The sequence below is a fragment of the Mycobacterium nebraskense genome, from assembly GCF_002102255.1.
Taxonomy (GTDB): Bacteria; Actinomycetota; Actinomycetes; order Mycobacteriales; family Mycobacteriaceae; genus Mycobacterium; species Mycobacterium nebraskense.
In genome coordinates, this window is sequence record NZ_LQPH01000153.1 from 1 (window position 1) to 23,014 (window position 23,014).

The 23,014-nt window shown below is 66.1% G+C and carries 20 protein-coding genes and 2 tRNA genes; 14 read left to right on the forward strand and 8 right to left on the reverse strand.

Annotated features, from left to right (window positions below):
- The first annotated feature begins 86 nt into the window (after window positions 1-86).
- Window positions 87-1,598 carry an Asp-tRNA(Asn)/Glu-tRNA(Gln) amidotransferase subunit GatB gene (gene gatB, locus AWC17_RS22325; RefSeq protein WP_046183985.1) on the forward strand — a complete coding sequence of 504 codons (1,512 nt, stop codon included), beginning with the start codon at window positions 87-89 and terminating at the stop codon, window positions 1,596-1,598.
- A gap of 24 nt (window positions 1,599-1,622) precedes the next feature.
- On the opposite strand, the gene AWC17_RS22330 is transcribed toward gatB, so the two are convergent.
- Entirely contained in the window at window positions 1,623-2,744 is a 1,122-nt protein-coding gene (locus AWC17_RS22330) for a PQQ-dependent sugar dehydrogenase (protein ID WP_046183984.1), read from the reverse strand.
- 249 nt (window positions 2,745-2,993) lie between these two features.
- Here AWC17_RS22330 and AWC17_RS22335 point away from each other — a divergent pair, with 249 nt between their 5' ends.
- Entirely contained in the window at window positions 2,994-3,848 is an 855-nt protein-coding gene (locus tag AWC17_RS22335; protein ID WP_046183983.1) for a DoxX family protein, read from the forward strand.
- 4 nt (window positions 3,849-3,852) lie between these two features.
- Here the strand turns inward: AWC17_RS22335 and AWC17_RS22340 are convergent, their stop codons facing one another.
- Window positions 3,853-4,209 (reverse strand): PH domain-containing protein, encoded by a 357-nt coding sequence (locus AWC17_RS22340; RefSeq protein WP_046183982.1) that lies wholly within the window; start codon window positions 4,207-4,209, stop codon window positions 3,853-3,855.
- A 379-nt stretch (window positions 4,210-4,588) separates the two neighbouring features.
- Here AWC17_RS22340 and AWC17_RS22345 point away from each other — a divergent pair, with 379 nt between their 5' ends.
- The 3 genes from AWC17_RS22345 to ilvC are packed head-to-tail and all read left to right on the forward strand — an operon-like array spanning window position 4,589 to window position 7,926.
- Window positions 4,589-6,391: an acetolactate synthase large subunit gene (locus AWC17_RS22345; protein WP_231588578.1), complete on the forward strand. Its 1,803-nt coding sequence runs from the start codon at window positions 4,589-4,591 to the stop codon at window positions 6,389-6,391.
- Window positions 6,391-6,891 carry an acetolactate synthase small subunit gene (gene ilvN, locus AWC17_RS22350; RefSeq protein WP_046183980.1) on the forward strand — a complete coding sequence of 167 codons (501 nt, stop codon included), beginning with the start codon at window positions 6,391-6,393 and terminating at the stop codon, window positions 6,889-6,891. The genes AWC17_RS22345 and ilvN overlap by 1 nt, the downstream gene beginning before the upstream one ends.
- A 33-nt stretch (window positions 6,892-6,924) precedes the next feature.
- Window positions 6,925-7,926 (forward strand): ketol-acid reductoisomerase, encoded by a 1,002-nt coding sequence (gene ilvC, locus AWC17_RS22355; RefSeq protein WP_141224729.1) that lies wholly within the window; start codon window positions 6,925-6,927, stop codon window positions 7,924-7,926.
- 39 nt (window positions 7,927-7,965) lie between these two features.
- Here the strand turns inward: ilvC and wrbA are convergent, their stop codons facing one another.
- Window positions 7,966-8,583, reverse strand: coding sequence for an NAD(P)H:quinone oxidoreductase (gene wrbA, locus AWC17_RS22360; protein WP_046183990.1), 618 nt, complete (start codon window positions 8,581-8,583; stop codon window positions 7,966-7,968).
- Window positions 8,584-8,692: 109 nt separating this feature from the next.
- On the opposite strand from wrbA, the gene serA reads away from it, so the two are divergent.
- Together serA and AWC17_RS22370 are read left to right on the forward strand one after the other, a co-directional pair.
- Window positions 8,693-10,279, forward strand: a complete 1,587-nt coding sequence (serA, locus tag AWC17_RS22365) for a phosphoglycerate dehydrogenase (RefSeq protein ID WP_046183978.1) — start codon at window positions 8,693-8,695, stop codon at window positions 10,277-10,279.
- The gene (locus AWC17_RS22370; RefSeq protein WP_046183977.1) at window positions 10,276-11,286 is read left to right on the forward strand and encodes a 3-isopropylmalate dehydrogenase; all 1,011 of its coding nucleotides are present in this window, start codon (window positions 10,276-10,278) and stop codon (window positions 11,284-11,286) included. The genes serA and AWC17_RS22370 overlap by 4 nt, the downstream gene beginning before the upstream one ends.
- Here AWC17_RS22370 and AWC17_RS22375 read toward each other — a convergent pair.
- Window positions 11,186-12,487, reverse strand: a complete 1,302-nt coding sequence (locus tag AWC17_RS22375; RefSeq protein ID WP_046183976.1) for an MFS transporter — start codon at window positions 12,485-12,487, stop codon at window positions 11,186-11,188. The genes AWC17_RS22370 and AWC17_RS22375 overlap by 101 nt on opposite strands.
- Before the next feature lie 268 nt (window positions 12,488-12,755).
- Between AWC17_RS22375 and AWC17_RS22380 the strand changes: the two genes are divergently transcribed.
- The 4 genes from AWC17_RS22380 (at window position 12,756) to AWC17_RS22395 (ending at window position 15,396) form a co-directional block, all read left to right on the forward strand.
- Window positions 12,756-13,553: a fumarylacetoacetate hydrolase family protein gene (locus AWC17_RS22380; protein ID WP_046184491.1), complete on the forward strand. Its 798-nt coding sequence runs from the start codon at window positions 12,756-12,758 to the stop codon at window positions 13,551-13,553.
- Between the two features lie 17 nt (window positions 13,554-13,570).
- Window positions 13,571-15,031 (forward strand): glutamate--tRNA ligase, encoded by a 1,461-nt coding sequence (gene gltX, locus AWC17_RS22385; RefSeq protein WP_082123048.1) that lies wholly within the window; start codon window positions 13,571-13,573, stop codon window positions 15,029-15,031.
- A gap of 147 nt (window positions 15,032-15,178) precedes the next feature.
- Window positions 15,179-15,250: transfer RNA gene (locus tag AWC17_RS22390), tRNA-Gln, on the forward strand.
- 73 nt (window positions 15,251-15,323) lie between these two features.
- A tRNA-Glu gene (locus tag AWC17_RS22395) sits at window positions 15,324-15,396 on the forward strand.
- An 8-nt stretch (window positions 15,397-15,404) separates the two neighbouring features.
- Here AWC17_RS22395 and AWC17_RS22400 read toward each other — a convergent pair.
- Entirely contained in the window at window positions 15,405-15,917 is a 513-nt protein-coding gene (locus tag AWC17_RS22400) for a pyridoxamine 5'-phosphate oxidase family protein (RefSeq protein ID WP_046184489.1), read from the reverse strand.
- Window positions 15,918-15,985: 68 nt separating this feature from the next.
- Window positions 15,986-16,687 carry an IclR family transcriptional regulator gene (locus AWC17_RS22405; protein ID WP_046184488.1) on the reverse strand — a complete coding sequence of 234 codons (702 nt, stop codon included), beginning with the start codon at window positions 16,685-16,687 and terminating at the stop codon, window positions 15,986-15,988.
- A gap of 84 nt (window positions 16,688-16,771) precedes the next feature.
- Between AWC17_RS22405 and leuC the strand changes: the two genes are divergently transcribed.
- From leuC to AWC17_RS22420, 3 genes are all read left to right on the forward strand, one after another.
- Window positions 16,772-18,187 carry a 3-isopropylmalate dehydratase large subunit gene (gene leuC / locus AWC17_RS22410; protein ID WP_046184487.1) on the forward strand — a complete coding sequence of 472 codons (1,416 nt, stop codon included), beginning with the start codon at window positions 16,772-16,774 and terminating at the stop codon, window positions 18,185-18,187.
- A gap of 24 nt (window positions 18,188-18,211) precedes the next feature.
- Entirely contained in the window at window positions 18,212-18,808 is a 597-nt protein-coding gene (gene leuD, locus AWC17_RS22415) for a 3-isopropylmalate dehydratase small subunit (RefSeq protein ID WP_046184486.1), read from the forward strand.
- A 212-nt stretch (window positions 18,809-19,020) separates the two neighbouring features.
- A complete protein-coding gene (locus tag AWC17_RS22420) occupies window positions 19,021-19,656 on the forward strand; it encodes an HU family DNA-binding protein (protein ID WP_046184485.1) in 636 nt (211 codons plus the stop codon).
- Between the two features lie 70 nt (window positions 19,657-19,726).
- Here AWC17_RS22420 and mutT1 read toward each other — a convergent pair whose 3' ends face one another.
- Entirely contained in the window at window positions 19,727-20,668 is a 942-nt protein-coding gene (mutT1, locus tag AWC17_RS22425; protein ID WP_046184484.1) for an 8-oxo-(d)GTP phosphatase MutT1, read from the reverse strand.
- 85 nt (window positions 20,669-20,753) lie between these two features.
- Entirely contained in the window at window positions 20,754-22,946 is a 2,193-nt protein-coding gene (locus tag AWC17_RS22430) for an RNA degradosome polyphosphate kinase (protein ID WP_046184483.1), read from the reverse strand.
- Window positions 22,947-23,014 lie beyond the last annotated feature (68 nt).

Consider the following 23,014-nt stretch of genomic DNA (forward strand, 5'->3'; position numbering starts at 1 on the left):
GCGCTCGCGGTCACCACTACGCCTGTCGGTGATGACCCGCTTCGCCCGGCTCCGCCGCGCTCGCGGTCACCACTACGATCGACGGCATGAGTGTTGCCGCCAGCGCCGATCTGATGGACTACGACGAAGTCATTGCGCGCTTCGACCCGGTACTCGGCCTCGAGGTGCATGTCGAGCTGTCGACCGTCACCAAGATGTTCTGCGGCTGCTCCACCGCCTTCGGCGCCGAACCCAACACCCAGGTGTGCCCGGTGTGCCTTGGGCTGCCGGGCTCGCTTCCGGTGCTCAACCGCACGGCGGTGGAGTCGGCGATCCGGATCGGTCTGGCGCTGAACTGCGAGATCGTGCCCTGGTGCCGCTTCGCCCGGAAGAACTACTTCTATCCGGACATGCCGAAGAACTACCAGATATCCCAGTACGACGAGCCGATCGCCATCAACGGGTACCTGGACGCGCCGCTCGAAGACGGCACCACCTGGCGGGTCGAGATCGAGCGCGCGCACATGGAGGAAGACACCGGCAAGCTCACCCACCTGGGCAGCGAGACGGGCCGCATCCATGGCGCGACGACGTCGCTGCTCGACTACAACCGTGCCGGTGTGCCGCTGATCGAAATCGTGACCAAGCCCATCGTGGGCGCCGGCGCCCGGGCGCCGCAGATCGCTCGGTCCTATGTCACGGCATTGCGAGACCTGTTGCGCGCCTTGGGTGTATCCGATGTCCGGATGGACCAGGGCTCGATGCGTTGTGATTCCAATGTGTCGCTGATGCCGACGGGAACGGCCGAGTTCGGCACCCGTACCGAGACCAAGAACGTCAACTCACTGAAAAGCGTTGAGGTCGCGGTACGTTACGAGATGCAGCGGCAGGCCGCCGTCCTCGCGTCCGGCGGTCAGATCATCCAGGAGACCAGGCACTTTCACGAGGCCGGGTACACCAGCCCGGGCCGCGCCAAGGAAACCGCGCAGGACTACCGCTATTTTCCCGAGCCCGACCTGGAACCCGTCGCGCCCAGCCGCGAGTTGGTCGAGCAGCTGCGCCAGACCATCCCGGAGCTACCATGGCTGAGCCGCAAGCGGATTCAGCAGGAGTGGGGCGTTTCCGACGAGGTGATGCGCGATCTGGTCAACGCGGGCGCCGTGGAACTGGTCATCGAGACCGTCAAGCACGGCGCAGCCAGCGAGCAGGCGCGCGGCTGGTGGGGAAACTTCTTGGTGCAGAAGGCCAATGAGGCGAACATCGGCTTGGACGAACTCGCCATCACCCCGGCCCAGGTCGCCGCGGTGATCGCACTCGTCGACGAGGGCAAGCTGTCCAACAAGCTGGCCCGCCAGGTCGTGGAGGGGGTGCTGGCCGGCGAGGGCGACCCCGAGCAGGTGATGACATCCCGCGGCCTCGCGCTGGTGCGCGACGATTCGGTGACCCAGGCCGCGGTCGACGAAGCGCTGGCCGCCAATCCCGATGTGGCGGAAAAGATCCGCGGCGGCAAGGTGGCCGCGGCGGGCGCGATCGTCGGCGCAGTGATGAAGGCTACCCGTGGGCAAGCCGATGCGGCCCGCGTGCGCGAAATGGTGCTGGCCGCCTGCGGACAGAGCTGACGAAACTGGGCGCTAAAGCGTCCGTTAGGTCTTGTCGTCGTTGTTGCGCGGGAAGCCGCCGCCCTGCGGGAACAGCGGGAACACCACGTCGTCGAGCTTCTCGGCATCCCCGGCGGTCTTGTTGACGGTTGCGCCCCAGACGTTTCCGTCCGGTGACATCCGCAGCGCCCACGCGTGGGCATGGGTGTCCTTGCGGACCACGTCGGGTTCCCCGGTGACCGCACCCGTCGCCGGCGCCAGCCGCACGGCCACCGTCAGCTTGGTGTTGATCAGGTTGACCAGCACGGTCCCGTCCATCGCCGCGCAGCCGGCCACGCCGGGTTTGTCCGGCCAGGTCCACACCGTGGAGACCTCGGACGTCTTAGTGATGCGCTGCAACCGATCCGCCGTCGGCGTGCGGTCGGCAACGTACAGCGAGCCGTCCACGGGGTCGATGCACAGGCCGCCGCCGGAGCCGACGCCGGACAGCGCCGTCGTCGGCGGCGCCTGACCGATGGTGGTCGGCTGCTCGATGCGAAGGACCTTGCCCGCCAGCGATTTGGGATCGGCGGCCGACGCGGGGTTGCCCGCATCGCCGGTCATCACCACCAACGTGGTGGGACTGGTGAAGATCAGCGCTCCGGTATTCCCGGTGGCGCCCTTGGGGATCCCGGTGAGGATGTCCTTGGGGATATCGCCATCGGCCACCCGGATCACCCGATTGTCAGTCGGAGTGCTGATGTAGGCGTACATGAGCCGGTCTTGTGTGTAGGTCGGCGACAGCACGATGTCCATCAAGCCGCCGTCCCCGGACGGGTCGACCGGGATGACCATCCTCACCTTCGGCTCGGCGCTGACCGAGATCTCCTTGACGGCGCCGGTGGTGCGCTCGGCCACCAGCGCGGTTTTGCTGTCGGGACCCATGATCAGTCCGCTGGTGCTCTCCAGGCAGCCCTGCATCACGCCGGGGGCCGGGCACGCCTTGGGGAACGGCGTGGGCGGCAGCGGCGGCGGCGGGGGAGGCGTCGAGCTCGGTTGGGGCTTGAGTTCCGGGTTGGTGGTGAAGGGCTGCGACTGGGCGTCGTTGAACCGTGCGCACCCGCTCGCGACCAGCACCACCGCGCAGAGCGCGGCAAACCCGCACCGAACCGAGCGCCGTAATCGCATGACCGACAGGCTACGGATAGTGCGGCCGCTGCCGCCACACGCGTGCGCCTGCCCGCCGGACGTGACACTTTTCGCGCCGGCCAACGGCCCCCTCCGGGGTCTCAGTTCTGCCGTTTTGGGCCCTCCGGAGCCGCGAGCAAGGTAATTTTGGGTCAATCTGGGCTTATTCGGCGGGCAAAGCACCGATTGCCTGACGAAAGCGCCGCTCAAATCCCCAATTCAGCGCCAAATGCCCTTACCCTGACACGCGTGACCAGTCAACCGAATGACGGACATTGGCAGCGGCCCGGTGAATCCCCGGAGCCGACCCCGGGACGCCCCGCGACGGCGCGTGTGGTTGACCCCGAAGATGATTTGACGCCCGTCGGTTACCCCGGCGACTTCAACCCGTCCACCGGAACCACCACGGTCATCCCCTACATGGGCGACCACGCCGCCGTGGCTGGGCCCAGGGCAACGGGTTACAACGTGCTCGACCAGCAGGAGCCCTTGCCCTACGTCCAGCCGCCCCGGCACGCGGCCGCCGAGCCCGAAGAGATCGACGGGGACGAACACCACGCCCGGCTGCACGATGTCGGCCGGCGCGGGACACAGCATCTGGGTTTGCTGATATTGCGGGTCGGCCTCGGAGTCGTGCTGGCCGCCCATGGATTGCAGAAGCTGTTCGGCTGGTGGGGCGGCTCCGGGGTGGGCGGGTTCAAGAACTCACTGTCCGACGTCGGCTACCAGCACGCCGACATCCTCGCCTACGTCAGCGCCGGCGGCGAGCTCGTCGCGGGTGTGCTGCTGGTGCTGGGACTGTTCACCCCGGTGGCCGCGGCCGGCGCGCTGGCGTTTTTGATCAACGGCATGCTGGCCACGATCACGGCGCGGCCGCATCCGCACACCTTCACGTACTTCCTGCCGGACGGACACGAGTACCAGATCACTCTGATCGTCCTGGCCGTCGCGGTCATCCTGTGCGGGCCCGGCCGCTACGGTCTCGACGCGCGGCGCGGGTGGGCCCATCGGCCCTTCATCGGGTCGTTCGTCGCGCTGCTGGTCGGCATCGCCGCCGGCGTTGCCGTGTGGGTCCTGCTCAACGGGGTCAACCCGATCGCCTAACCCCTCACTGATAGGGGTTGGGCACGCGCCCCGAGCTCGCCTCGGTCAGCTGCGGAAGTGTCGCGAACGTCACCGCGGGCAAGCGCAACTCCGCACCGCTCTTGAGGTGCGCGCGTGCCCAGGAACCCCGGTGAAAGCGCAGCCCGTCGATCTCATCCCACTGCACCGTCTGGCTGCCCAGCAGCGTTCGGACGGTGACCCCTCGATCGTCGGCGACGGTGCGTAACCGGACGATCAGGGCCGACAGCACCACGGGGATCACCAACAGCGGCGCCGAGGGCGGCCACAGCATCACCGGTATCAGCAACCCCAGGGTCACGAATCCGACGGCCAGGTGCGCGATCGGGGACACCTTGATCACGACGGGTGTGTGGGAAGACGAACCGGTAGCCACCCGACCATCATTTCACCCATCACGGGGGGCCGGATCTCCGCGCGAGCCGACGGCCGCGGATTTGACTGCTGAGCTGTGCGAAGGCTACCGTCGGACGTTATGGATACCGCCGGACAGCCCGGGATGCTCGTAGTAATTAGTCGGCGCGTTGGTGCCTGACTAGCCTCTTCGGCATTTGAAGCTATCCAGACCAACGCGCAACCCTCGTGCAGCAGATGAGCTGTCGGGGGTTTTTTGTTGCCCCCAGCGAGACTCCCAGAGTGAATAAGGACGAAAGACAGTGAGCGCACCCACCAGGCAGCACGCCATACCGCCAGAGCGTGCAGCCGACGTCGCCTCCGACGCGATCAAGCCCGCCGCAAAATCTTCGGGGGCCAAGCCGAAACGTGTTGGACCCGAGAAAGTTACCGGCGCCCAGTCGGTGATCCGCTCGCTGGAGGAACTCGACGTCGAGGTCATCTTCGGGATCCCCGGTGGTGCCGTGTTGCCGGTTTACGACCCGCTGTTCGACTCGAAAAAGCTTCGGCACGTGCTGGTTCGACACGAACAGGGCGCCGGCCACGCCGCCAGCGGCTACGCCCACGCCACCGGCAAGGTCGGGGTGTGCATGGCGACGTCGGGCCCCGGCGCCACCAATCTGGTCACGCCGCTGGCCGATGCGCAGATGGACTCGGTGCCCGTGGTCGCCATCACCGGCCAGGTCGGTCGAACGTTGATCGGCACCGACGCCTTCCAGGAGGCCGACATCTCGGGCATCACGATGCCGATCACCAAGCACAACTTCCTGGTCCGCTCCGGCGACGAAATCCCGCAGGTGATCGCGGAGGCCTTCCACATCGCATCCTCGGGCCGTCCCGGTGCGGTGCTCGTCGACATCCCCAAAGACGTGCTGCAGGGGCAGTGCACGTTCAGCTGGCCGCCGCGCATGGACCTGCCCGGCTACAAGCCGAACACCAAGCCGCACAACCGGCAGATCCGCGAGGCCGCCAAGCTGATCGCGGACGCCCGCAAACCGGTGCTCTACGTCGGCGGTGGCGTCATCCGCGGTGAGGCGACCGAGCAGCTGCGCGAGCTGGCCGAGCTGACCGGAATCCCGGTGGTCACCACGCTGATGGCGCGCGGCGCGTTCCCCGACAGCCATCGACAGCACATGGGCATGCCCGGCATGCACGGCACGGTCGCCGCGGTGGCGGCACTGCAGCGCAGCGACCTGCTGATCGCCCTGGGCACCCGCTTCGACGACCGGGTGACCGGAAAGCTCGACACCTTCGCGCCGGAGGCCAAGGTCATTCACGCCGACATCGACCCGGCCGAGATCGGCAAGAATCGCCATGCCGACGTGCCGATCGTCGGCGACGTCAAAGCCGTCATCACCGACCTGATCGCGATGCTGCGCCACTACGACATTCCCGGCAGCGTCGACATGACCGAATGGTGGGCCTATCTGGACAGCGTTCAGTCCACCTATCCGCTGAGCTACGACCCGCAGAGCGACGGCAGCCTCGGCCCGGAATACGTCATCGAGAAGCTGGGCCAGATCGCCGGCCCGGACGCGGTGTACGTCGCCGGGGTGGGCCAGCACCAGATGTGGGCGGCGCAGTTCATCTCGTATGAGAACCCGCGCACCTGGATCAACTCCGGTGGGCTGGGCACCATGGGGTTCGCCATCCCGGCGGCCATGGGGGCCAAGATGGCTCGCCCGGACGCGGAGGTGTGGGCCATCGACGGTGATGGCTGCTTCCAGATGACCAACCAGGAGTTGGCCACCTGCGCGATCGAAGGCGTGCCGATCAAGGTGGCGCTGATCAACAACGGCAACCTGGGCATGGTGCGCCAGTGGCAGACGCTGTTCTACGAGGAGCGGTATTCGCAGACGGACCTGGCCACGCATTCGCACCGCATCCCGGACTTCGTGAAGCTGGCGGAGGCGCTGGGCTGTGTTGGATTGCGTTGTGAGCGTGAGGAAGACGTCGAGGACGTGATCAACCAGGCCCGCGCGATCACCGACCGTCCGGTGGTCATCGACTTCATCGTCGGCGCGGACGCGCAGGTGTGGCCGATGGTGGCCGCCGGCACCAGCAACGACGAGATTCAGGCCGCCCGCGGCATTCGGCCGCTGTTCGACGACGAGAGCGAAGGGCACGCCTGATGAACACGCATACGCTGTCGGTGTTGGTGGAGGACAAGCCCGGCGTGCTCGCGCGCGTGGCGGCGCTGTTCTCCCGGCGCGGTTTCAACATCGAGTCGCTGGCCGTCGGTGCCACCGAGCAAAAGGACATGTCGCGCATGACCATCGTGGTCAGTGCCGAGGAGACCCCGCTCGAGCAGATCACCAAGCAACTCAACAAGCTGATCAACGTCATCAAGATCGTCGAGCTGGACGAGGGCACCTCGATGTCCCGCGAGTTGGCGCTGATCAAGGTGCGCGCCGACGCAGGTAGCCGCAGCCAGGTGATCGAAGCGGTGAACCTGTTCCGCGCCAAGGTGATTGACGTATCGCCCGAGGCGCTGACGATCGAGGCGACCGGTGACCGCGGCAAGATCGAGGCGTTGCTGCGGGTGCTGGAACCTTTCGGTATCCGCGAGATCGTCCAGTCGGGAGTGGTCTCGTTGACCCGCGGTGCGCGCGGCATCGCTACGGCCAAGTAACACACAAGGAGATATTCAACAGTGGCACTAGAAATGTTTTACGACGACGACGCAGACCTGTCGATCATCCAGGGCCGCAAGGTCGGCGTGATCGGTTATGGCAGCCAAGGGCACGCGCACTCGCTGAGTTTGCGCGACTCCGGTGTGCAGGTGCGCGTCGGGCTGATGGAGGGTTCGAAGTCCCGGGCCAAGGTTGAGGAGCAGGGCCTGGACGTCGACACCCCCGCCGAGGTGGCCAAGTGGGCCGACGTCATCATGTTGTTGGCGCCCGACACCGCGCAGGCGGACATCTTCAAGAACGACATCGAGCCCAACCTCAACCCCGGTGACGCACTGTTCTTCGGGCACGGGCTCAACATCCACTTCGGGCTGATCAAGCCGCCCGCCGATGTCACCGTCGCGATGGTCGCCCCGAAGGGGCCCGGCCACCTGGTGCGCCGTCAGTTCGTCGACGGCAAAGGCGTGCCCTGCCTGATCGCGGTCGACCAGGACCCGACCGGCAAGGGCGAGGCGCTGGCGCTGTCCTACGCCAAGGCCATCGGCGGCACCCGGGCGGGCGTCATCAAGACCACCTTCAAGGACGAGACCGAGACCGACCTGTTCGGCGAGCAGGCCGTGTTGTGCGGCGGCACAGAGGAATTGGTGAAGACCGGTTTCGACGTCATGGTGGAGGCCGGCTACCCGCCGGAGATGGCCTACTTCGAGGTGCTGCACGAGCTCAAGCTGATCGTCGACCTGATGTACGAGGGCGGCATCGCCCGGATGAACTACTCGGTGTCCGACACCGCAGAGTTCGGCGGATATTTGTCGGGTCCGCGGGTCATCGACGCTGGCACCAAAGAGCGGATGCGGGAGATCCTGCGCGACATCCAGGACGGCACCTTCACCAAGAAGCTGGTCGCCAACGTCGAGGGCGGCAACAAGGAACTCGAGCGGCTGCGCAAGGAGAACGCCGAGCACCCCATCGAGGTGACCGGCAAGAAGCTGCGCGACCTGATGAGCTGGGTCGACCGGCCAATCACCGAAACGGCGTAACGGCGAGCGCCACGCCAGAGTGGCGTTCGGCCACCACAGTCACTCTGGCGTGACGCTGGGCGACACGAGCCGGCCGGCGGTCTGAACCACGCGCCGCGCCAGGTGCGCCAGGGCGTTCTCGGTGGCGTCATCGAACTCGTTGATGTTGTCGTGCGTGGAGACCAGGCTCACCCCATACGGATTGCCGTCGACGAACTTCAGCGGGTCGGTGTATCCCGGAGGCACGATGATGCCGCCGAAATGCATCAGGGTGATGTAGAGCGACAGCAGGGTGGTCTCCTGACCGCCGTGCAGCGTGTTGGAGGACGTGAAGGCCGCATACACCTTGTCCGCGAGCTTGCCTTCGGCCCACAGCCCGCCCAGCGAGTCGAGGAAATTGCGCAATTGCGCAGCGGGAGAGCCGAAGCGAGTCGGTGATCCGAAGATCACCGCGTCGGCCCAGACGATGTCCTCACCCGTCGCCCCCGGAAGGTCCTTGGTCGCTTGGTAATTCGCGGTCCAGGCCGGGTTCTGGGCGAACGATTCCGGGTCGTGGGTTTCGGCGACGTGTCTCAGGCGGACTTCGGCACCCGCGGACTCGGCCGCGGTAGCGACGCGTTGCGCCATCGCGGTGCCATGACCGGTGGCCGAATAGTAGATGATCGCGAGTTTGGTCACGAGCGCATCGTAGGACCGCACCGACCCGCGCCCCAAGCGCGTGTCGGCGCAGGTTACGGCAGTGGTGAGCCCGTCAATGCCCGTCAAAGGCAGCCGATAGGCTGGCCGGGTGAATCTGCCTGTTGTATTGATCGCCGACAAACTCGCCCAATCGACCGTCGCCGCCCTGGGAGACCAGGTCGAGGTGCGCTGGGTAGACGGGCCGGACCGGGAGAAGCTGCTGGCTGCGGTGCCGGAGGCCGACGCGTTGCTGGTGCGCTCGGCCACCACCGTCGATGCCGAGGTGCTGGCAGCCGGCTCCAAGCTGAAGATCGTCGCCCGCGCCGGGGTGGGGCTGGACAACGTCGACGTGGATGCCGCGACCGAACGCGGAGTGCTGGTGGTCAACGCCCCCACCTCTAATATCCACAGCGCCGCCGAGCACGCGATGGCGCTGCTCTTAGCTGCTGCCCGGCAGATCCCGGCGGCCGACGCCTCGCTACGCGAGCACGCCTGGAAGCGGTCGTCGTTCAACGGCACCGAGATCTTCGGCAAGACGGTCGGTGTGGTGGGGCTGGGCCGCATCGGGCAGTTGGTCGCCCAACGGTTGACGGCGTTCGGCACGCACCTCGTCGCCTACGACCCGTACGTCTCACCGGCCCGGGCCGCGCAGCTGGGGATCGAGCTGCTGCCCCTCGACGACCTCTTGGGCCGCGCCGACTTCATCTCGGTGCACCTGCCGAAGACGCCCGAGACGGCGGGCCTGATCGGCAAGGAGGCGCTGGCGAAGACCAAGCCGGGCGTCATCATCGTCAACGCCGCCCGCGGTGGACTGGTGGATGAGGCCGCGCTGGCGGAAGCGGTGAGCAGCGGACACGTTCGCGCGGCCGGTATCGACGTCTTCGCCAAAGAGCCGTGCACCGATAGCCCACTGTTCGAGCTGCCGCAGGTGGTGGTCACTCCGCATCTGGGTGCGTCCACCTCCGAGGCCCAGGACCGGGCGGGCACCGATGTCGCCGAAAGCGTGAAGCTCGCGCTGGCTGGGGAATTCGTCCCCGATGCCGTCAACGTCGGCGGTGGCGTGGTCAACGAAGAGGTGGCGCCGTGGCTCGACCTGGTGCGCAAGCTCGGGGTACTGGCCGCCTCGCTGTCCGACGGGCCGCCGGTGTCGGTATCGGTGCAGGTGCGCGGCGAGCTGGCCTCCGAAGACGTTGAGGTGCTGAAGCTTTCGGCCCTGCGCGGACTGTTCTCGGCGGTGGTTGAGGGTCCGGTCACTTTCGTCAACGCACCGGCGCTGGCCGAAGAACGCGGCGTCACCGCCGAACTCGCCAAGGCCTCGGAGAGCCCGAACCACCGCAGCGTCGTCGACGTGCGCGCGGTCGCCCCCGACGGCACCGCCGTCAACGTGGCGGGCGCACTGTCCGGGCCGCAGTTGGTGGAAAAGATCGTCCAGATCAACGGCCGCCACTTCGACCTGCGCGCCGAAGGCACCAACTTGATCATTCATTACGTCGACCAGCCGGGAGCGTTGGGCAAGATCGGCACGTTGCTGGGTGGCGCCGGGGTGAACATCCACGCGGCGCAGCTGTCTGAAGACGCCGAGGGCCCGTTCGCGACGATTCTGCTGCGGCTGGACCAAGACGTACCCAGGGATGTGCGATCGGCCATCGCGGCGGCGGTAAGCGCCAACAAGCTTGAGGTGGTTGATCTGTCGTGAAGCTCGCGGTTATCGGCGGCGACGGTATCGGGCCGGAGGTGACCGCCGAGGCGGTCAAAATCCTTGACGCGGTATTGCCCGGCGTCGAGAAGACGCCATACGACCTGGGCGCGCGGCGTTTTCACGCCAGCGGTGAGCTGCTGCCGGAATCGGTGCTTGCCGAGCTGCGCCAGCACGACGCCATTCTGCTCGGGGCGATCGGCGATCCGTCGGTGCCCAGCGGCGTGCTGGAGCGGGGCCTGTTGCTGCGCCTGCGTTTTGAGCTGGACCACCACGTCAACCTGCGACCGGGCCGGCTGTATCCCGGTGTGAGCAGCCCGCTCGCCGGAAACCCCCACATCGATTTCGTGGTGGTGCGCGAGGGGACCGAAGGCCCCTACACCGGTACCGGCGGCGCGATCCGCACCGGAACGCCACACGAGGTAGCCACCGAGGTGAGCCTGAACACCGCCTTCGGCGTGCGCCGGGTGGTGGCCGACGCCTTCGAACGCGCCCATCGGCGTCGCAAGCACCTGACGTTGGTGCACAAGACCAACGTGCTGACCTTCGCCGGGAAGTTGTGGTCGCGAATCGTGGCCGAGGTCGGGCAGGACTACCCCGACGTCGAGGTCGCGTACCAACACGTCGATGCCGCCACCATCTTCATGGTCACCGATCCCGGACGCTTCGACGTGATCGTCACCGACAACCTCTTCGGTGACATCATCACCGACTTGGCGGCGGCGGTGTGTGGCGGAATCGGCTTGGCCGCCAGCGGAAATATCGATGCCACCCGAACCAACCCGTCGATGTTCGAGCCGGTGCACGGCAGCGCGCCGGACATCGCCGGTCAGGGCATCGCCGATCCGACCGCGGCCATCATGTCGGTGGCGTTGCTGCTCGCGCATCTCGGCGAGGACGACGCGGCTAGGCGGGTGGATCGGGCTGTCGAGGCCTATCTGGCAACGCGTGGGAACGAACGGTTCGCCACCACCGAAGTCGGCGAACGGATTGCCGCCGGGCTGTAGTTTCCAGTCCGGGCGGGAGCAACCGCGCCGGCACGAACGGCATCGCGGCCGCCGGGAACAGTCCGCACAATATCCAAGCGTTCGGGTATTTCGCGGCGGTGATCAAGGCGCCGAAGAGCGGCGGCGCGGCGGCCGCCAACAGCCGCTGGGTGGTGTTTTGAATGCCCAGGGCGCGCCCGCTCCAGAACGGCCCGGCGAATTCGGTGATGGCCGTGGCCTCCAAACCGTTGTCGAGCACGGCGATCACCGAGATGGCGACCATCAGGGGTGCCTGATAAATGGAATTCAGAAAGTCGGCCCAGGCCAATAGGAAAAGGGTGACCGCGGCGGCGGCCGCGATGATGCGGACCGGTCGCATTCGCGAGCCAATGCGATCGGACCAGCGGCCCACCATGACGCGGCCGAGTGCGCCCAGCAGCTGTGAAAGGGTGACCAGACTGCCGGCGGCGGCGATCGACCAGTGCAGATTTCTGATCAGCCACACCAGCATGAACGTGACGGTTACCGTCTGCGGAACCATCATCAGACCCGCTACCGTGTGAATTCGCCACAGCACCAACGACCCTCGGTAGGGGCTGGCGAGTTCGGAATTGGTGGCCTTCTCCCGGGGCTTGCGGGGCGGGTCGATGATGCCGACCGCGCTCGCTAACGCTCCCACCGCGCACGCCAAGGCGGTGAACCTGAGCCCCGCACCCGGCCCGTGTTCGGCCAGCTCGGGAATTACCAGTGCCCCCAAGGCGATTCCGAGGGGTTGCGCGGTTTGGCGGAGGCCCATGGCCAGGCCGCGTTGGTGCGGCGGGAACCACGCCGACACCAGCCGCCCGCTGGCGGTATTGCAACTGGCTGCGGCCATGCCGCCGAGAAACAAATAGACGGCGATCAGCACCATCGAATGCGCCGATGCCGCGGCGTAGGCCGCCAGCGCGGTGAGTCCCAAACCCGCGGCCATCACCAGCCGCTCGCCCACCCGGTCCAGCACGTAACCCCACAGCACCAGCGTGACCACCATGCCCCAGCTGGGCATCGAGGACAACAGACCGGCTTCGTCGAGCGGGATTCCGCGCGCTGTTTGTAGCGAGGGAATCAGAAACGCGACGCCGTTGATGAAGAGGAAGGAACTCGCCGTGGCCACCAGCGATACGACCATGATGGACCAGCGCCCGCGCACGCCCAGCCCGCGCGTGGCCGTCCCCATTTCCATCCCCAATGCTTGCACACGAACCGGAAGCCGCTGGTAATACTCGTGCGGCTGCTGCCGATGCGATAACCGGCCATGCCGGGCGCTACGGCTTGTCAGAAGGCTCGTCGTGACGGCCCGCCGCGCCCGGTCCCCCGCAAGCGGGAGGTGCCCCCAACGCCGCGCTCGCGACCGTCACTAGGCCAGATCGTGACGGCCCGCCGCGCCCGGTCCCCCGCAAGCGGGAGGTGCCCCCAACGCCGCCCTCGCGACCGTCACTAGGCTCAACGAAATGCGCCTTGGTCGAATCGCCAGCCCCGACGGTGTCGCCTTCGTCAGCATCGAGGGCGAACTCGCCGATCCCACCGCCATGATCGCCCGCGAGATCGCCGAGCATCCCTTCGGCACGCCCAACTTCACCGGCCGATCATGGCCGCTGGCCGATGTGCGGCTGCTGGCTCCGATACTGGCCAGCAAGGTGGTCTGCATCGGCAAGAACTACACCGACCACATCGCGGAGATGACCGAGCTCACCGGCCCGGCGGCGCCGGACCCCATCATCTTCCTCAAGCCCAATACGGCAATCGTCGGCCCGAACGTGCCGATTCGGTTGCCCGCCAACGCATCACCCGTGCATTTCGAGGGAGAGCTGGTGGTGGTCATCGGCCGGCCCTGCAAGGACGTCTCGGCAGCCCAGGCCGCCGACAGCATCCTCGGCTACACGATAGGAAATGACGTGTCGGCCCGTGACCAACAAAAGTCCGATGGCCAATGGACCCGGGCGAAAGGGCACGACACCTTCTGCCCGGTGGGTCCGTGGATCGTCACCGATGTCGACCCGGCAGATCTCGAAATACGAACCGAGGTCAACGGCGAGGTGAAGCAACACAGCCGTACCTCGCTGATGATCCACGACGTCGGCGCCATCGTCGAATGGATCTCGGCCGTGATGACCCTGTTGCCCGGCGATCTCATCCTCACCGGAACGCCCGCAGGTGTCGGTCCGATCGAGGATGGCGACACCGTCGCCATCACCATCGAGGGGATCGGCACTCTCACCAATCCTGTGATCCGTAAGGGAAAGTCGTGACTGCATCACCGTCGGAAATCGCGCGAGTCCGGGTACGTTTCTGCCCGTCGCCCACGGGCACCCCGCACGTCGGAATGGTCCGCACCGCGCTGTTCAACTGGGCCTATGCCCGGCACACCGGTGGCACCTTCGTCTTTCGCATCGAAGACACCGACGCCGAACGCGACAGCGAGGAAAGCTATCTGGCGCTGCTGGACGCGCTGCGCTGGCTCGGCCTCGACTGGGATGAGGGGCCCGAGGTCGGCGGACCCTACGGCCCTTACCGGCAGTCGCAGCGCAAAGAGATCTACCTCGACGTGGTGGCCAAGCTGCTCGAAGCGGGCGAGGCCTACTACGCCTTCTCGACCCCGGAAGAGGTTGAGGCGCGCCACATCGCGGCGGGCCGCAACCCGAAACTGGGCTACGACAACTTCGACCGGCACCTGACCGATTCCCAACGGGCCGCCTTCCTTGCCGAGGGCCGCCAGCCGGTGGTGCGGCTGCGGATGCCCGACGAAGACCTCAGCTGGACCGACCTGGTGCGCGGGCCGACCACCTTCGCCGCGGGCACCGTGCCGGACTTCGCGCTGACCCGCGCCAACGGAGATCCGTTGTACACCTTGGTCAACCCGTGCGACGACGCGCTGATGAAAATCACCCACGTGCTGCGGGGCGAGGACCTGCTGCCGTCGACTCCGCGCCAGCTCGCGCTGTACCAGGCGCTCATCCGGATCGGCGTCGCCGGGCGCATCCCGGAGTTCGCGCACCTGCCAACGGTATTGGGGGAGGGGACCAAGAAGCTCTCCAAGCGCGACCCGCAGTCGAATCTGTTCGCCCACCGCGACAGGGGCTTCATCCCCGAGGGGCTGCTCAATTACCTTGCGTTGCTGGGTTGGGCCATCGCCGACGACCATGACCTGTTCAGTCTCGACGAGATGGTGGCCGCGTTCGACGTTGTCGACGTCAACTCCAACCCCGCGCGGTTCGACCAGAAGAAGGCCGACGCGCTCAACGCCGAGCACATCCGCATGCTCGAGCCGGCGGACTTCGCGGGCCGGCTGCGCGACTACTTCGACGTGCACGGACATCGCCTCGGGTTGGATGACGCGGCGTTCGCCACCGCCGCCGACCTGGTGCAGACCCGCATCGTCGTGCTTGGCGACGCATGGGAGCTGCTGAAGTTCCTCAACGACGACGAATACGCGATCGACCCCAAGGCCGCCGCCAAGGAGTTCGGTCCGGACGCGGCCGCTGTGCTGGACGTCGCGCTGGCCGCGCTGGAGGGCGTGACGGACTGGACCACGGCCCAGATTGAGCTGGCCCTCAAAGCCACGCTCATCGAAAAGCTGGGCCTCAAACCACGCAAGGCCTTTGGTCCGATCAGGGTTGCCGCCACGGGAACGACGGTCAGCCCGCCGTTGTTTGAATCGCTGGAACTGCTGGGCCGGGACCGCAGCCTGCTCCGGCTGCGCGCCGCACGCGAAACGTTCGCCGGCTAGGCGAAGACCTCGCGTGCGGATTGTGTGGTGAGTCTTTGGTAGTCTGCACTGCGGTTCGCAAAGGCCGACAACGGCTGGCAGCGGCGGTCTCCTGAGCAGCTCGATACGGCTCAGAATGACCGTTGACCAGCGGTTTTAGGCAGCCAATGGGGTATGGTGTAATTGGCAACACAGCTGATTCTGGTTCAGCCATTCTAGGTTCGAGTCCTGGTACCCCAGCAAAAATCTCGCCACCTCAAGCGATTAGGTGGGCTTCTGAGTGTGAGCTATGCTGACACCTCGGATCGTGTCTGGCCCCGTCGTCTAGCGGCCTAGGACGCCGCCCTCTCACGGCGGTAGCGTGGGTTCGAATCCCATCGGGGCTACAAATCCACTATTGACCGGTACCCAACACGGCAGGTGCCGTGGACCCACCCACCGGCATGGCCGGCAGCCCGAGTTTGCGGTGATCCCACGAGCGGGCGCGCTGGGCCACGATGCGCACGCAGACGCGCTTGTTCATCATCTGCTCGACGAACGGTTTCATCTCGTCGGTGTAGGGGCCGGTGTAGCGCTCGAACACGCTGACCCCGACCCGGTGTGAGACGTCTGGATCGTCGACGATCTCCGCGACGCCCTCGAACGACACCCCGCGCAGCGTGTCGTAGGTGTCGCCGCCCTCGATCAGGAAGCTCACCCGCGGATCACGTTTGAGGTTGACCGCCTTCTGCGACTTGGCCTTGGTTTCCAGCCAGATTTCGCCGTCGACGACGGCGTACCACATTGCGGTCAGATGCGGCTGGCCGTCGGGGCCGATGGTGGCCAGCGTCCCCGTGCGGCTCTTGACGACGAAGTCGGCGATTTCGTCCTCGGACATGACGATGCTCGCGCGCTGATTGGTTCCCATGGCCGTCAGTCTGTCAGGCCGCGTGCGGCCAAGTGTGCGCTGGTGGCAGAGAAAGTGCGCGTGCGTCGTCAGAGTCGACGGGTGAGTGCTTCGGCCGCGGAAAGGAGATCGGCGGCCCAGCGCGCCCCCGGGCGCCGGCCGATGCGGTCGACGGGTCCCGACACCGAGATGGCGGCGATGACGGCGCCGCGGCTGTCGCGCACCGGAACCGACACGCTCGCCACCCCGGGCTCTCGCTCGGCCACGCTTTGTGCCCAGCCGCGCCGCCGCACTTCGGCGAGGGTGCGCTCGGTGAATTTCGCGGTCGGTAGCACCGCTTTCTGCGTCGCCGCGTCGCTGTGGGCCAGCAGCACTTTGGCGCCCGAGCCCGCCGTCATCGGCAATCGCGCCCCGACCGGGACCGTATCGCGAAGGCCTGCAGCGGGTTCCAGGGCCGCCACGCAGACCCGCGTGGTGCCCTCGCGACGGTACAGCTGCACGCTTTCCCCGGTTGTCTCGCGCAACAGGGGAAGAACCCCGGCGCTGGCGGTCAGCAGCGGATCGTTGACATGGGCGGCGAGCTCGGTGACGGCCGGACCGAGCCGCCAACGCCCTTCGTCGTCGCGGGCAAGGAGGCGATGGACTTCGAGCGCGGCGGCCAGCCGATACGCGGTGGCTCTGGGCAATCCGGTTCGCTCGCACAGTTCGGCCAACGCGCACGGGGATTGGCCGATCGTGTGCAGGACATCCATGGCTTTGTCGAGGACGCCGATGCCGCTATGCTGTCTCACAAGGAGATACTAGCGTCTCGCATTCTGAGATCACAGCCCATGGTCGATCGGCGAGGCGCATGAGGGAATCGAGGCGAATTCGAGATGGCATCCGCCAAGCCGCGCACCCTGGCCGAAAAGGTCTGGGACGACCACGTTGTGGATGCAGGGGGTGCTGACGCGCCCGACCTGATCTACATCGACCTGCATCTTGTGCACGAGGTCACCAGCCCGCAGGCTTTCGACGGGCTGCGGTTGGCCGGCCGGCCGGTGCGACGGCCCGACCTGACGCTGGCTACCGAGGATCACAACGTGCCCACCGTTGACATCGACAAGCCGATCGCCGACCCGGTGTCGCGCACTCAGGTCGAGACGTTGCGCCGAAACTGCGCCGAATTCGGTGTCCGCCTTTACCCGATGGGCAATATCGAACAAGGCATCGTGCATGTCATAGGGCCGCAATTGGGCCTCACTCAACCGGGAATGACAGTCGTCTGTGGTGACAGTCACACGTCGACGCACGGCGCATTCGGCGCACTGGCGATGGGCATCGGCACTTCGGAGGTCGAACATGTGCTGGCCACCCAGACATTGCCGCTGCGGCCATTCAAGACGATGGCGGTCAATGTCGACGGGGAATTGCCCGCCGGTGTGACGGCCAAGGACATCATTCTCGCGTTGATCGCCAAGATCGGCACCGGCGGTGGGCAGGGGCATGTCATCGAATACCGCGGCAGCGCCATCGAATCGCTGTCGATGGAAGGCCGGATGACGATCTGCAACATGAGCATCGAGGCCGGCGCCCGGGCGGGCATGGTCGCTCCGGACGCCACCACCTTTGAATTCCTGCGCGACAAGCCGCATGCGCCGCGGGGGGAGCAATGGGACGCGGCAATGCGCTATTGGCAGCAGCTGCACACCGACCCCGGCGCCGTCTTCGACACCGAGGTCCACCTCGACGCAACGTCGTTGAGCCCGTTCGTGACGTGGGGAACGAATCCCGGGCAGGGCGTGCCCCTGGCCGCGGCAGTACCCGACCCGGAGCTGATGACCGGCGACGCCGAGCGGCAGGCCGCCGAGAAAGCGTTGGCATACATGGACCTTCGACCGGGGACTCCGATGCGCGATATCGCGGTGGACACCGTGTTCGTGGGCTCCTGCACCAACGGTCGTATCGAAGACCTGCGGGTGGTCGCCGACGTGCTGCGCGGCCGCAAGCTGGCCCCCGGCCTGCGGATGCTCGTGGTGCCAGGGTCCATGCGGGTACGCGCCCAGGCCGAAGCCGAAGGGCTGGGCGAGGTTTTCACCGCCGCGGGTGCCGAATGGCGACAGGCGGGCTGCTCGATGTGCCTCGGGATGAATCCGGACCAGCTGGCGCCGGGGGAACGGTGCGCGGCGACGTCCAACCGCAACTTCGAAGGGCGCCAGGGGAAAGGCGGCCGCACGCATTTGGTTTCTCCGGCCGTGGCCGCCGCGACAGCGGTTCGCGGCACATTGTCGGCCCCGGCCGATTTGAACTGACCTAATCGAGAAGAAGGCACGAGCATGGAAGCATTTCACACCCACACCGGTATCGGTGTGCCGTTGCGGCGGTCCAACGTCGACACCGATCAGATCATTCCGGCGGTGTATTTGAAGCGGGTCACCCGAACCGGTTTCGAGGACGGATTGTTCGCCAGCTGGCGCTCGGATCCCTCATTCATCCTCAACCTCAGTCCCTTTGACCGGGGGTCAGTCCTGGTCGCAGGACCCGATTTCGGGACCGGCTCGTCGCGCGAGCATGCAGTGTGGGCGCTCATGGACTACGGGTTCCGGGTGGTCATCTCGTCTCGATTCGGTGACATTTTCCGGGGCAACGCCGGCAAGGCGGGGCTCCTGGCGGCCGAAGTTTCCCAGGACGGCGTGGAACTACTTTGGAAGCTCATCGAGCAGAGTCCGGGACTGGAAATCACTGCCAATCTTCAAGATCGAAATATCACCGCGGGAACGACGGTGTTGCCGTTCAAGATTGACGACTATACCGCCTGGCGACTCCTCGAAGGGCTCGACGATATAGCCCTTACGCTGCGGAAACTCGACAAAATCGAGTCATACGAGGCCCGCTATCCGCAGTGGAAACCGCGAACTCTGCCCGCCTCCTGAACGGTCGAGAAGGCCGGAATTTCTTCTCGCTCACCTAACTAACCGGGGCGATTTCCAAGCCCCCGCCACCGGTCAAGGGCGGCAACCGGATTGCGAAACCTCCGATTGCCCGACCCTGAAATTGCGCGTGGCTCTTGGAAATTTGCTGGGTGAGGGTTTACCGTGTGCACTAGTCGGTTCAAATCGAGGACCACTAGCGTCGGAGGGATTGGATGAATAAGGCAGAGCTCATTGATGTGCTCACTCAAAAATTGAACACCGACCGTCGGCAGGCGACCGCCGCCGTCGAGAACGTTGTCGACACCATTGTGCGTGCGGTGCACAAGGGCGACAGCGTCACCATTACCGGTTTCGGTGTTTTCGAGCAACGGCGTCGCGCGGCCCGGGTGGCCCGCAACCCGCGTACCGGCGAGACGGTGAAGGTGAAGCCGACTTCCGTCCCGGCGTTCCGTCCCGGTGCTCAATTCAAAGCGGTTGTCTCTGGCGCACAGCGTCTCCCGTCGGAAGGACCTGCAGTGAAGCGTGGTGTAGTGGCAAGCGGCGCGGCCAAGAAGACCGCTGCCAAGAAGGCTCCCGCCAAGAAGGCCGCGGCGAAGAAGGCTCCGGCCAAGAAGGCTCCGGCCAAGAAGGCTGTGGTGAAGAAGGCTCCGGCCAAGAAGGCTGTGGCGAAGAAGGCTCCGGCCAAGAAGGCTGCGGTGAAGAAGGCTCCGGCCAGGAAGGTCGTAGCGAAGAAGGTCGTAGCGAAGAAGGTCGCGGCGAAGAAGGCCGCGACGAAGGCTCCGGCCAAGAAGGCTGCGGCGAAGAAGGCCCCCGCCAAGAAGGCCACCGCGCGTCGCGGTCGCCGTTAAGGCAGCAGTCGAGTTCTAAAACGCGAATACCCTTCGGGTGGCAACGATGCACCCGAAGGGTATTCGCGCGTTATGCCCGCACGTTGGCGGCCAGCGAGCCGCCGATGTGGTCAGCCGCCACCAGTCGGCCGGCTGACAGCGAGAGCACCCACGTACTGCCCTTGTGGTTGCGCGACTTGTCGGGACACACCCCGTCCCGTTCGCACCACCAGGCGATCAAGTCCGGGATCACTTTGCCCTGTGTGCAAATCACCGGTGTGCCTTGCTGCTCGGCGATATCCAGCATCCGGTGGCGGGCGCGTTTGGGGCTCTTGGCGTAGGACTCCTCGGTGAGGGTGGGCTCGTTGTGCACGGTGACGCCCAATTCCTCGGCCAGCGGTTCCACCGTCTGGTGGCAGCGCAGGCGGTCGGCCGCGTATACGTCGGAGGCGCCGAAGGCCAGCAGCTGCGGAACCAGTGCCTCGGCCTGCGCGCGGCCCCGTTTGTCGAGCGGGCGCTGGGTGTCGTCACCTTTGAAGCGCGATTTCCGCCCGGCGGTGCCGTGCCGGACCACCAGCACGGTATGCGTGTCGGCGGGATGTTTCGTGAAGTGGCGCAACATCTTTCGATCGAACGCGTAGCTGAGCTTCTTCAACGCGTCCGGGATCGGCAGCCACACCAATTCGTCGACCTCGTTGCCGGCTGTGAAGTCCCCGCCGGTGCTGCGCGCCGCCCAATAAGAGACCTTCTTGACACCCGCCTCGATCGGGTAACTCACCATGTCGAGCCGCCTGCCCAGGATGGCGTGGTGCCCCGTCTCCTCGCACACTTCCCGCACCGCGGCGACCGGCGCCGTCTCGCCCGGGTCCACTTTCCCCTTCGGCAGCGACCAGTCGTCATAGCGGGGGCGGTGGATCACCGCGATCTCGAGGCCGGGGTTGGTCGAATCCGTCGCTCGCCACAACACCGCCCCGGCGGCATGCACGATCCGGCTACCCGAACGCCGTGCGGTGGACGAGCTCTTGGTCGGCAACTCAACTCCTGCAGGTCAATTCGGTCGGGGCCGCGCGCACATTTGCGGTGCGGCCGGAACACAACCGTAGATCACCACACAGGGGTTACGGATTGCGGTGTCGCTCCATCAACGACACTTGGTGATCGCGCACGGTATGGCCCTCCTGCGGCGACGCGATCCACTGCCCGTCGCGCCCCAGCTCCCAGCACCGGGTGGACGGGTCCAGTGCGGACTCGAACAGGTCGTCCAGGTAGGAGGTCAGCCTCGGATCCTTGACCTGAACCAGCGCCTCGACCCGCCGGTCGAGGTTGCGGTGCATCATGTCCGCGCTGCCGATCCAGAACTCGTTGATGCGATTGAAATGGATGATGCGGGAATGCTCGAGGAAGCGACCGAGGATCGAACGGACCGCAATGTTGTCCGAGAATCCTTCCGCGCCGGGGCGCAGCGCGCAGATGCCGCGCACCACCACCTCCACCCGCACGTCCGCCCGGGACGCGTGATACAGCGCGTCGATGACCTGTTCGTCGACGAGGGCGTTCATCTTGAGGCGGATTCGGCCGCCGCCGTGTTCGCGGTGCGCGGCGATCTCGCGCTCGACGCGTTCGATGATGCCGGTGCGAATTGAGTGCGGGGCGACCAGAAGGTTGCGGTAGGAGACCTTGCGCGAGTAGCCGGTAAGCGAATTGAACAGGTCCGTCAGGTCGGCCCCGATCTCGGGAGATGCCGTCAAGAGACCGACGTCCTCGTACAGTCGTGCCGTCTTCCCGTTGTAGTTGCCGGTCCCGATGTGGCAGTAGCGTCGGATCGTCGAACCCTCGCGGCGGACCACCAGGAGGGTCTTGCAGTGGGTCTTGAGTCCGACGTACCCGTACACCACATGCACGCCCGCCTGCTCCAGCTCGCGCGCCCAGCGAATGTTGGCCTGCTCGTCGAAGCGCGCCTTGATCTCCACCATTGCCACCACCTGCTTGCCGGCCTCGGCGGCGTTGATGAGCGCCCGAACGATCGGCGAGTCACCGGAAGTGCGGTACAGCGTCTGCTTGATCGCCAGCACGTTGGGATCGGCGGCGGCCTGCTCGATGAATCGCTGCACGCTGGTGGAGAACGACTCATACGGATGATGAAGCAGCACATCGCCTTCGCGCAGCGTCGAGAAGATGCTCCTGGGCGTCTCGCGGTCGACGAATGCGGGACTGGTGGCCGGAACGAATGCCCGGTCTTTGAGCGCCGGTCGGTCGACGCTGTATACCTGCCACAACGACGACAGATCGAGAAGACCGGGCACCTGGATGACGTCGCCCGGATTCACGTCGAGTTCGCGCAGCAGCAATTCCAGCATGCTCTCGGTCATGTCGTTGGCGACCTCGAGACGCACCGGGGACCCGAACCGCCTGCGCGCCAGCTCTCGTTCCAGTGCTTGCAGCAGGTCTTCGTCGCGGTCCTCTTCGACCTCGTAGTCCGCGTTGCGGGTGATGCGGAACGCGTGATGCTGAACGATCTCCATGCCGGGGAACAGCACCGGCAGGAAGGCGGCGATCAGCTCTTCCATTGGAAGGTAGCGAATTATGACCGGCCCGTCGGCATCGTCGGTATGGCCGCGGCCGCTTAGTTCGACGAAGCGATCCACGTTGTTGGGGACCTTCACTCGCGCGAAGTGCTGGCCGCCTTCCTCGGGCTGGCGCACCATGACCGCCAGGTTCAGGCTCAATCCACTGACGAAGGGGAAGGGATGAGCGGGATCGACGGCGAGCGGCGTGAGAACGGGAAAGACTTGTTCGTGGAAATAGGTCGACAGTTCGTCACGCTCACCCTGATCCAAATCGGCCCACGTGACTATATGTATGCCCTCCTCGGCGAGCGCCGGTCGCACCGAGTCGAGGAAGACCCGCGCGTGGCGGGTCGCGATCCGTTGCGTCTGCTCGCCGATGAGCGCCAGTTGCTCGCGCGGCGTCAGACCGTCGGCGGAGCGAACCGACAGCCCCATCTCGTCACGACGTTTGAGGCCGGCGACGCGGACCATGTAAAACTCGTCGAGGTTGGAGGCAAAGATCGCCAGAAACTTGGCCCGCTCCAACAGTGGCAACGAGTTGTCGGCGGCCAGCGCCAGCACACGGGCGTTGAAGTCGAGCCAGCTCAGCTCCCGGTTGAGGTAGCGGTCGTCCGGGAGGTCGGTGATCGCGGCCGGCGTCGCGGCGGGCGGCGCTGCCACGGCCGAGTCGCCTTGATGCCACAAATTCTCATCGGGGCGCGCCTCAGCTTCGATTTCAGTCACCCTGCGATCATCGCTCATCACGCGCCGATGCTGCTAGCGCTCGGCGGACATCCATTCGCCGTTGGGACGACGTTCACCGCGAGGACAGC

Bases quoted from the DNA above. Each gene is read 5' to 3' on its own strand.
- gatB (WP_046183985.1), top strand. From the start codon at position 87: ATGAGTGTTGCCGCCAGCGCCGATCTGATGGACTACGACGAAGTCATT.
- AWC17_RS22330 (WP_046183984.1), bottom strand. From the start codon at position 2,744: ATGCGATTACGGCGCTCGGTTCGGTGCGGGTTTGCCGCGCTCTGCGCG.
- ilvN (WP_046183980.1), top strand. From the start codon at position 6,391: ATGAACACGCATACGCTGTCGGTGTTGGTGGAGGACAAGCCCGGCGTG.
- ilvC (WP_141224729.1), top strand. From the start codon at position 6,925: ATGTTTTACGACGACGACGCAGACCTGTCGATCATCCAGGGCCGCAAG.
- AWC17_RS22375 (WP_046183976.1), bottom strand. From the start codon at position 12,487: ATGGAAATGGGGACGGCCACGCGCGGGCTGGGCGTGCGCGGGCGCTGG.
- AWC17_RS22380 (WP_046184491.1), top strand. From the start codon at position 12,756: ATGCGCCTTGGTCGAATCGCCAGCCCCGACGGTGTCGCCTTCGTCAGC.
- AWC17_RS22400 (WP_046184489.1), bottom strand. From the start codon at position 15,917: ATGGGAACCAATCAGCGCGCGAGCATCGTCATGTCCGAGGACGAAATC.
- leuC (WP_046184487.1), top strand. From the start codon at position 16,772: ATGGCATCCGCCAAGCCGCGCACCCTGGCCGAAAAGGTCTGGGACGAC.
- leuD (WP_046184486.1), top strand. From the start codon at position 18,212: ATGGAAGCATTTCACACCCACACCGGTATCGGTGTGCCGTTGCGGCGG.
- AWC17_RS22420 (WP_046184485.1), top strand. From the start codon at position 19,021: ATGAATAAGGCAGAGCTCATTGATGTGCTCACTCAAAAATTGAACACC.